General features: G+C 71.3%; 7 protein-coding genes. 3 read left to right on the forward strand and 4 right to left on the reverse strand.

All coding sequences use genetic code 11. From position 1 onward, the window contains the following. Positions 1-276 precede the first annotated feature (276 nt). Positions 277-1,923, forward strand: coding sequence for an AMP-binding protein (locus ACWGJ2_RS35715; protein ID WP_453350516.1), 1,647 nt, complete (start codon positions 277-279; stop codon positions 1,921-1,923). A gap of 47 nt (positions 1,924-1,970) precedes the next feature. Here ACWGJ2_RS35715 and ACWGJ2_RS35720 read toward each other — a convergent pair whose 3' ends face one another. The 4 genes from ACWGJ2_RS35720 to ACWGJ2_RS35735 form a co-directional block, all read right to left on the reverse strand. After that, entirely contained in the window at positions 1,971-2,468 is a 498-nt protein-coding gene (locus ACWGJ2_RS35720) for a hypothetical protein (RefSeq protein ID WP_453350517.1), read from the reverse strand. A 112-nt stretch (positions 2,469-2,580) separates the two neighbouring features. Continuing rightward, positions 2,581-4,827, reverse strand: a complete 2,247-nt coding sequence (locus ACWGJ2_RS35725; protein WP_453350518.1) for a hypothetical protein — start codon at positions 4,825-4,827, stop codon at positions 2,581-2,583. A gap of 254 nt (positions 4,828-5,081) precedes the next feature. After that, positions 5,082-5,318 (reverse strand): DUF397 domain-containing protein, encoded by a 237-nt coding sequence (locus tag ACWGJ2_RS35730; protein ID WP_453350519.1) that lies wholly within the window; start codon positions 5,316-5,318, stop codon positions 5,082-5,084. Positions 5,319-5,322: 4 nt separating this feature from the next. Beyond that, complete coding sequence (locus tag ACWGJ2_RS35735; protein WP_453350520.1) at positions 5,323-6,183, reverse strand: helix-turn-helix domain-containing protein; 861 nt, start codon at positions 6,181-6,183, stop codon at positions 5,323-5,325. Positions 6,184-6,404: 221 nt separating this feature from the next. On the opposite strand from ACWGJ2_RS35735, the gene ACWGJ2_RS35740 reads away from it, so the two are divergent. Together ACWGJ2_RS35740 and ACWGJ2_RS35745 are read left to right on the forward strand one after the other, a co-directional pair. Further along, positions 6,405-6,857 (forward strand): ATP-binding protein, encoded by a 453-nt coding sequence (locus ACWGJ2_RS35740; protein ID WP_453350521.1) that lies wholly within the window; start codon positions 6,405-6,407, stop codon positions 6,855-6,857. A gap of 199 nt (positions 6,858-7,056) precedes the next feature. Next, positions 7,057-7,869, forward strand: coding sequence for an SAM-dependent methyltransferase (locus ACWGJ2_RS35745; protein WP_453350522.1), 813 nt, complete (start codon positions 7,057-7,059; stop codon positions 7,867-7,869). Positions 7,870-8,033: the final 164 nt, after the last annotated feature.

Here is an 8,033-nt window from a genome sequence, read left to right on the forward strand (position 1 = left end):
GAGGTCTGCTGCTGCCGGGAACATACCGCCGGGGGCGAGGGGTTTCCCCTTCATTACCGACGAGTTAAGTTACTGCCCCTTGTCACCGTCGTACAGTCCGCCTGTTCTGTGGGGACAAGACGAGGCGCCCGCGGTCCTCCACCGTACGAAGCAGGAGCCGAGACCTGCGGAGGCGAGCGGACTGTGCGGACACGGACACGGACAGGGACCCCGGCACCGGAACGCGAGCGCCCCTGGCACCGCTTCTACGCGCCGGGGGTCCCGCGGGACGTGGCCGTGCCCGACGAGCCCCTCACCACGCTGCTCGACGGGAGCGCCGCGCGCCTGCCCCGCCGCACAGCCCTCGTCTTCTTCGGCCGCAGGACCCGCTACCGCGCGCTGCGCAGGGCCGTCGACCGCTGCGCCGCCGGGCTCCAGGGGCTCGGGGTGCGGCACGGCGACCGGGTGGCGCTGGTGCTGCCCAACTGCCCCCAGTTCGTGGTGGCGTTCTACGGCACGCTGCGGATCGGCGCGGTGGCCGTGCCCGTCAACCCGCTCTACACGCGGAGCGAACTGCGCCACCAGCTCGCCGACTCCGGCGCCGTCGCCGCCGTCGTGCACGACGGCGCCTTCCCGGCCGTCGACGCCGTACGGGCCGGGACCGCGCTGCGCCACGTGGTCACCGCCTCGCTGTTCCGCGAACTCCCGTGGTGGCTGCGGCTGTTGCTGCGCCTGCCGCTGGCCAGGGCGCGGGAGACGCGGGCACGGGTGGACCCGGGGCTGCCGGAGGTGGGGGAGGGGGAGGGAGCGGCCCGCGCGATGACGTACGGCGAACTGCTCTCCTCGCACCCGCCGCGCAAGGCCCCTTATCCGCCCGTGCGCCCCGGCAGCACCGCCGTGCTCCAGTACACCGGGGGCACCACCGGCACCCCCAAGGGCGCGATGCTCAGCCACCGCAACCTCGTGGCCAACGCGTACCAGCTCAGAAGCTGGTACCCGGCGGCGCGCGACGGCCGCGAGACCGGCATCAGCGTGCTGCCGCTCTTCCACATCTACGGGCTCACCCTCGGCCTCAACGTCGGCCTGCTCGCGGGCGCGCGGCTGGTGCTGTTGCCCCTCTTCGACGCCGGGCTGCTGCTGCGCGCCGCACGCCGCTGGAAGCCGACGATGATGCCCGGAGTCCCGCCCCTCTACGACCAGTTGCTCGCCAGGTCCCCGGAGGAGCTGGAGGCGCTGGGCACCCTGCGGAGCTGCCTGTCAGGGGCGATGCGGCTGCCGCCCGAGACCGTCGACCGCTTCCGCGCGGCCACGGGCTGCGACCTCGTCGAGGGGTACGGGCTGACCGAGGCGGCGCCCGTCGTGCTCGCCAACCCGCTCAACGCCAACGCCCGCCCCGGCACCGTCGGCGTCCCGCTGCCCGGCACCGAGGTGCGCGTCGTCGACGAGGGCGACGACACCCGTGTGCTGGGGTACGGGGAGGCGGGGGAGCTGGTGGTGCGAGGCCCGCAGGTCTTCGGCGGCTACTGGCGGGACCCCGAGGACACGGCCCGGGTGCTGCGCGACGGCTGGCTGCTCACGGGCGACATCGCCGTGATGAGCCCGGACGGCTATGTCACCGTCATCGACCGCAAGCGCGACGTCATCAACGCCAGCGGCTTCTCGGTCTTCCCCTCCGAGGTCGAGGACGTGCTGATGGCACACCCCGCAGTCGCCGAGGCGGCCGTGGTCGCGGCGCCCGACCCGTACCGGGGGGAGACCGTCAAGGCGTGCGTCGTCGTGCGCGAGGGCCGCTCGCTGACCGCCACGGCGCTGCGGGCACACGCCGCGCGGCACCTCACGGCCTACAAGGTGCCCAGGATCGTCGAGTTCAGGACGACGCCGCTGCCGCGCAACCTGCTCGGGAAGGTGCTGCGCAGGGAGCTGCGGGACAGCGCCGAGGAGTGAGGCGGGCGGTGGGCGGCCCCCGTCCGCCCGTCGCCCACTCGGTGCCGCTACTCGACGACGACCTCCAGCGGCACTGATGTCACCGTCAGCCTCGGCACGCGCTTGACCAGCTCCAGCACGGCGGCCCGCTCCTCGCCCTGCCCGAAGCGGCCGAGCCACTGCTCGGGCGCGTCGCTCTCGGTGGACAGGCTCAGCCCGTACAGATAGCGCCCCGGCAGGTCGGGCGCGTACGTGGTGAACGTCGTCAGGGGCAGGAAGCCGTGCCCCGTCGGGTCGAACGACTCGCCCGGCGCCAGCCGCCGGAAGTCCCCCGGGCGCAGCGGGCCGACCAGCGGGTCCTCGGGCGCCGGGGGACCGGCGACGGGCCGTCCGTCCCGCAGCACCGAGGGCAGGTAGCGCGGATAGCGCACCCCGTCCTCGGAACCGTCCAGCACCCCGGCGGCCCACACCACGTCCCGCGAGGTGTTGCGTACCGTCACCGTGACGGGGACCTGCCGGCCCACGGGGTGCGGACGGGCGGGGCCGTGCAGCGCGATCTCCAACACGTCCCCGCCGCCTCTCGGTCGTTCCGGCTCGGTCGTTCCGGGCGCCACCGCCCGGGAGCGGTCATGCGCCGGTCCGGGTGCTGACTGGTTCACTCGGCAACTTCCGGCCTGCTCACCTGCCGTACTCGGCGACCAGGTGCGCCTTCGTCTCCTCCGCCTGGTCGCGGATGGTGTCCACGACCGGTTGGCTCAGATGCTGCCCGGCGAAGTGCTCGGTCATCCGGTCCAGGACCGAGGTGGCCTGCTCCAGGTCGCCCTGCTTGGCCTCGGCGCGCGCGAGCCTGCGCATCACCATGTTGAGCGTGACGTTGTCGACGCCCGTCCCCTGGAGCGACGCCTCGACCACCGGCTGGAGCTGCTGGATGCTCTCCTTGGTGTCAGCGGGACGCACCGTGAGGCCCTCCTTGCGCGGGGCCAGGCTCTTGAACTCGTGCTCCGCGTTCAGGCCCCTGACCATGCGAGGGAACACCGCGAGCGGGTGCTTGCCGTGCTGGTCGATGACCTGCTGGAGCGCCTCGTTGCCCGCCTTCAAGGAGGGCGAGTCCGAGCCCAGCAGCGCGAACAGCTTGCCCTGGTCCTCGCCCAGCATCAGCTCGGCCACCTGCTCGTCCGTGCGGCTCATCGGATGCCTGACCGTGGTGCGCAGCACGGGCGAGACCACGCGGGAGCCGTCCGAGGCGAGGTACATGGCACGCAGTTCGTAGACGCCGGGCTGCTGGAAGTAGTGGCCTTCCTTCCCGTAGCCGATGTACGCGCTGCTGTAGACCGCGGGCCTGCCCGAGTGCAGCCGGACCGTCCGCTCCTCGTCCACGCACCGCCGCACCAGCGGACGGAACAGGACCACGCGCCCCGAGGGCTGCCGGATCGCGATGCTGACCAGGTCGTTGTTCGGGTGGAGGTAGCCGTGCGTCTCCGTGCCGCGCAGGTCCGTGGTCTCCAGCTTCAGTTCGACGACGGGCGGCTCGCCGAACTCGTAGGCCCGCTTGCCGCGCAGTTCGAGACGCAGCCCGGAGCGGTCCTCGATCGGCTCGTCGAACGCCTGCGGCTCGATCTCGGCGGCTCCGGTGCCGAAGGCGCTCGCGCCCATGATGACGTTCTTGTAGTAGCCGTGCCGCAGGTGCAGCAGCTCGTTGTTGGTGAACTGGAACGGGAAGTTCGCCCAGTAGGCCGTCTCGCCCGAGGCACCGCCGCCGCCCGGGTTGTAGTTCTGCGGGTAGTTCATCCACGAGAGGTCGCCGAAGCCCTGGTTGGGGCCGAGCGACGACGGGGGAGTGGCCAGGTTCTTCTGCCAGGAGTGCAGCAGGTTGAAGGCGTGCCCCAGCTCGTGCACGTATGTGCGCAGCGCCGCGCGCTGACGTGTGGCATCAGCGCCGCTGATCAGGTCGTAGAAGACGGCGCAGCCCTGCCGCTGGTAGGAGTCGGCCGAGTCGAACATGATGCCCCGCACCCCGGCAAGACCCTCGTACTTGCTGGCGACCAGGAGCCAGACCTTCCACTGCGGGATGTTGCGCCACAGGCTGAAGTTGGTCTGCATGGCGCCGTGCAGCTCGCTGTCCGTCCAGCCGTTGGCGTTGTCGGCCAGCACGTTGGTCGCGCCGGACACCAGCAGTTCGAGCCCGCACTCGGCGTAGGCGCTCGGCACGGTCAGCACCCGTGCCGCGCTGCCGGGAGGCTGCGGCAGCGAGCCGGTGTTGTACGAGACGAACGGGACCTTGCCCGTCACCGAGTCCTGCTCCCACGTCACCGTGCGGAAGTACGAGGAGGTGAACGGGCAGACGTAGCTCGCGCCCTTCTGGGTCGCCGAGCGGTAGAACGTCACCGTCGCAGAGGCGTGGGGCTGGGTCGTGGCACGGCGCGGGATGACGACCTCGACGATCGGATAGCTGGCCGACCAGGTGAAGGTGCCCGTGCCCCGGAGGGTGGTCTGCGTGGCCGTGGTGCTGACGGCGACCGTCTGGACCACGAACGAGCCGTAGTAGCTGGTGGTGCTGCCGCTCACGCTGAAGAAGTCGCCGCTGACCTTGCCGAGCGGGCGCCGGCCGTCGACGTCGACGCGCAGCTCCAGCTGATAGCCGCCGCCTCCGCTGCGGTACCGGCCCCGGTTCAGGTGGTAGGCCGCGGCCGACTCGGCGGCGCCGGGGAAGTGCCCGCGCTCGATGTCGGGCGAGCCGGTGAGGGCGCCGTCCCGCGCGGTGCCCGCCTCGGTGGACTCCTCGCCCCTGCGGGCGCCGTGACCGCTCTCGCCGGTCTCCGCCGTCCTGACCTGCTCGGGGAGGATGCCGCCGGGCTCGCCGGAGGTCACGGGTGCTTCGGATATGTCGCTGGCGCCTGCTGTGGGATCTTCGATGGCTGACGACATGATGGAGGGTCCTCCGCTCACCTGAATGCGTGATTCGGTGACGGCACGGACAGAACGCGCCGCCGGGCACCTGGCCGGCCAGGAGAACTTCTCAGAGCTTCCGTGCCTGGAAAGTCGCAGCACAGCAAGATCCTGTCAATGCGCGATTTCGGTGATTTTTCCCGACTGAGATCGCGTCGTCCCGCTCCTCCCGCCCAAATTCCGGCGGCCCCGCGCCCCTGTGGGATGCGGGGCCGCTGAGCGGATCGTGGGGGTCAGGCGAGGAGGAAGTCGGCCTCTCCGCGCTTGGTGCCGAGGATGAAGGTCTCGATCTCGGCGGGGTCGTAGATCAGCGCGGGCCCGTCCGGGTCCGTGGACTGGCGCAGGGCCACCCGGCCGTCGCTGAGGCGCATCGCCTCGACGCAGCTCCCGCCGTTGGGGCCGCTCCAGGGCTTGTGCCAGCCCTCGGTGCCCAGGTCCGTGGCGGGCATGCCGTTGTAGATGTGACCCATGTGCTCAGAACTCCTCGCGGATCTCACCGAGGAGGGCCTCGGTGCGTTGTGCCGGTGCGGCTTGCGCACCCATGCGGTCCAGGACCTCCAGATAGGCGGCCGTGTCGGGGCGCTCGTCGAGATAGGCGGCGCCCGTCAGGCTCTCCGAATAGACGATGTCCGGGATCTCGGGAATGTCGAACCGGAAGAGCTGGAAGGGCCCGAACATGCCGGGGTGCGCCCCCGCCGTGAACGGGAGGATCTGCAAGGTGACGTGCGGCAGCGCGACGGCCTCGATGAGCCGGTCGATCTGCCCGCGCATCACGGCGGGCTCCCCGACGTGGCGCCGCAGCACCTGCTCGTCCAGGACGGCCCACAGGCGCGGCGCGCCGGGCCCGCGCAGCAGCTCCTGCCGCTCCATGCGCAGGGCGACGCGGCGGTCCAGCTCGCGGTCGCTCGCGGTGGGGAAGCCGGTGCGCAGGAGCGCCCGCGCGTAGTCCTCTGTCTGGAGCAGTCCGGGGACGCAGTGCGGCTCGTAGGCCCGTATCAGGCTGGCCTCGCCCTCCAGGCTGACGTAGAGGCTGAACCAGGGCGGCAGCACGTCACGGAAGCGGTGCCACCAGCCGGGCCTGTTGGCCTCGTCCACGAGGGCGAGGAAGCCCGCGATCTCGGGCTCGGGGACCGCGTACGTCTTGAGGAGCTTCTCCACGTACGGGGGCTTGAGGCCGACCTCGGCCTTCTCCATGCGACGGACGGTGGTCGTGTTGACACTGAGCGCTTTCGCAGCGTCGTTGAAGGAGCATCCGGCCTTCTCCCGAAGGTCCCGGAGGCGCAGCCCGAGGACTATCTGCCCCACGGTCGGCGCGGACCTGCCGCCTTCCGCCACGGATGCCTCCTCAACTGTGGTTTGTCGCGCTCAGCAGTGTGCCATGTTCGGAGTGCTTCGGCCACAGTGCCAATCTGATTCTGCAAATTGCAGATCTACCCTTGCCATCTGTGACCTGCGGCGAGCATAGTGAGCCTTGTGACTCAGCTCATGAGGCCGCGCGTGCCCGTTCCCCCGCGCACCGTCCCCGCCCTCGACAGGTAGATGGAAGGCGAATGCCCGTGGCTCTCCATCGCCCCACCGCGCCGCTGTCCGACACCGCTCCGGTCGGCGACGAGGGCGGCGTGCGTCGCGAAGGCTTCGATCTGCCGGCGCACGCCTCCGCGGTCGCACAGGCCCGCGAGAAGGTCTGCGGACAGCTCCGCCACTGGGGGCTCCCCGAAGACCTGGGGGACATGGCCCAGCTCGTCATCTCCGAGTTCTTCACCAACGCCGTCCTGCACACCGACAGCGGCCGGGTCCGCTGCCACCTCCAGGTCTGCCAGGAGCGGCTGCGCATAGAGGTCCGCGACGAGGGCGGCGGCCACGTCGCACCCCGCGAGGCCGCAGCGGAAGACGTGAACGGGCGCGGGCTCCAGCTCGTCAGCGCCGTCGCCGAGAAGTGGGGCGTCCTGGGCGGCGGCCCGCACCTCGGCCGCGTCGTGTGGGCCGAGCTGAGCCTCTTCGCGCTGTAGGCGTGTAGGCGCGACGCGAGGTGCGGCACGCCCCTTCCCGAGGGCAGGCGGTACGCCCCCCGGCGCGCGCCGGAGGCTCCGCCCCGTTATTTCCCGTCCCACCCTCACCAACAACGCACTTGGCGTGGTCACACGGGCACGGTGCGTGGGATGCTTCGGCGCGACGAGACGTACACGCAGCGAATGTGGTGAGGCGCGCATGCGGGAAGACGAGGTCGCGGCGGGGCTCGGGGTGGATGTCAACATCCCGAGCGTGGCCCGGATGTACGACTACTACCTCGGCGGCAAGGACAACTACGAGGTCGACCGCGCGGCCGTCGCGGAGCTGGACAAGGTCGTGCCCAGCACACGGCCGCTGGCCATCAACAACCGCCGCTTCCTCCAGCGCGTCGTGCGCGTGCTGGCGCGGGAGTACGGCGTGCGGCAGTTCCTGGACCACGGGTCAGGGCTGCCGACCCAGGACAACGTCCACCAGGTCGCCCAGCGCGTCGACCCGGACGCGCGCGTGGTCTACGTGGACAACGACCCCATCGTCCTGGCACACGGCCGCGCGCTCCTCCAGGAGAACGACAACACCGCCGTCATCCAGGCGGACATGCGCGAGACCGACGAGATCTTCGGCCACCCCGAGGTGCGCAGGCTCATCGACTTCGACGAGCCCGTCGCCGTCCTCTTCGTCTCGGTGATGCACTGCATCCCGGACCCCGGCCCCGCTGAGCTGGTGCGCCGCGTGGCCGAGCGGGTCCCCTCCGGCAGCTTCCTGGTGATCAACCAGCTCGTCAGCGAGGACAAGGCGACCCGCGACTTCGTCACCAAGTTCATGGACGAGACCACCCACGGGAACTGGGGCAGGGTGCGTCAGGCGCACGAGGTCGAGCGGTACTTCGACGGTCTGGAGGTGCTGGAGCCCGGACTCGGCGAGATCAACTACTGGCGCGCCGACTCCGAGCTGGCCGCGCGGCAGCTCACCGACGAGTGGTGGGAGTTCGGCGGAGTGGCCCGCAAGCCCTGACCGCGCCGCGCCTCCTGCCTGGGTCGTCGACGGTGAAAGGGGAGGGGCCGGGGGCTCGGCGCCCCGCCCCGCCCCCTCGCGCGCCGCAGCGCCAATGGCAGCAGTTGCGACAGGGACCCCCTGGTCCTGGGGGGCGGGTCGGGCCAGGCGCACAGCCCGGGCAA

Source organism: Streptomyces sp. NPDC054796 (assembly GCF_053611545.1).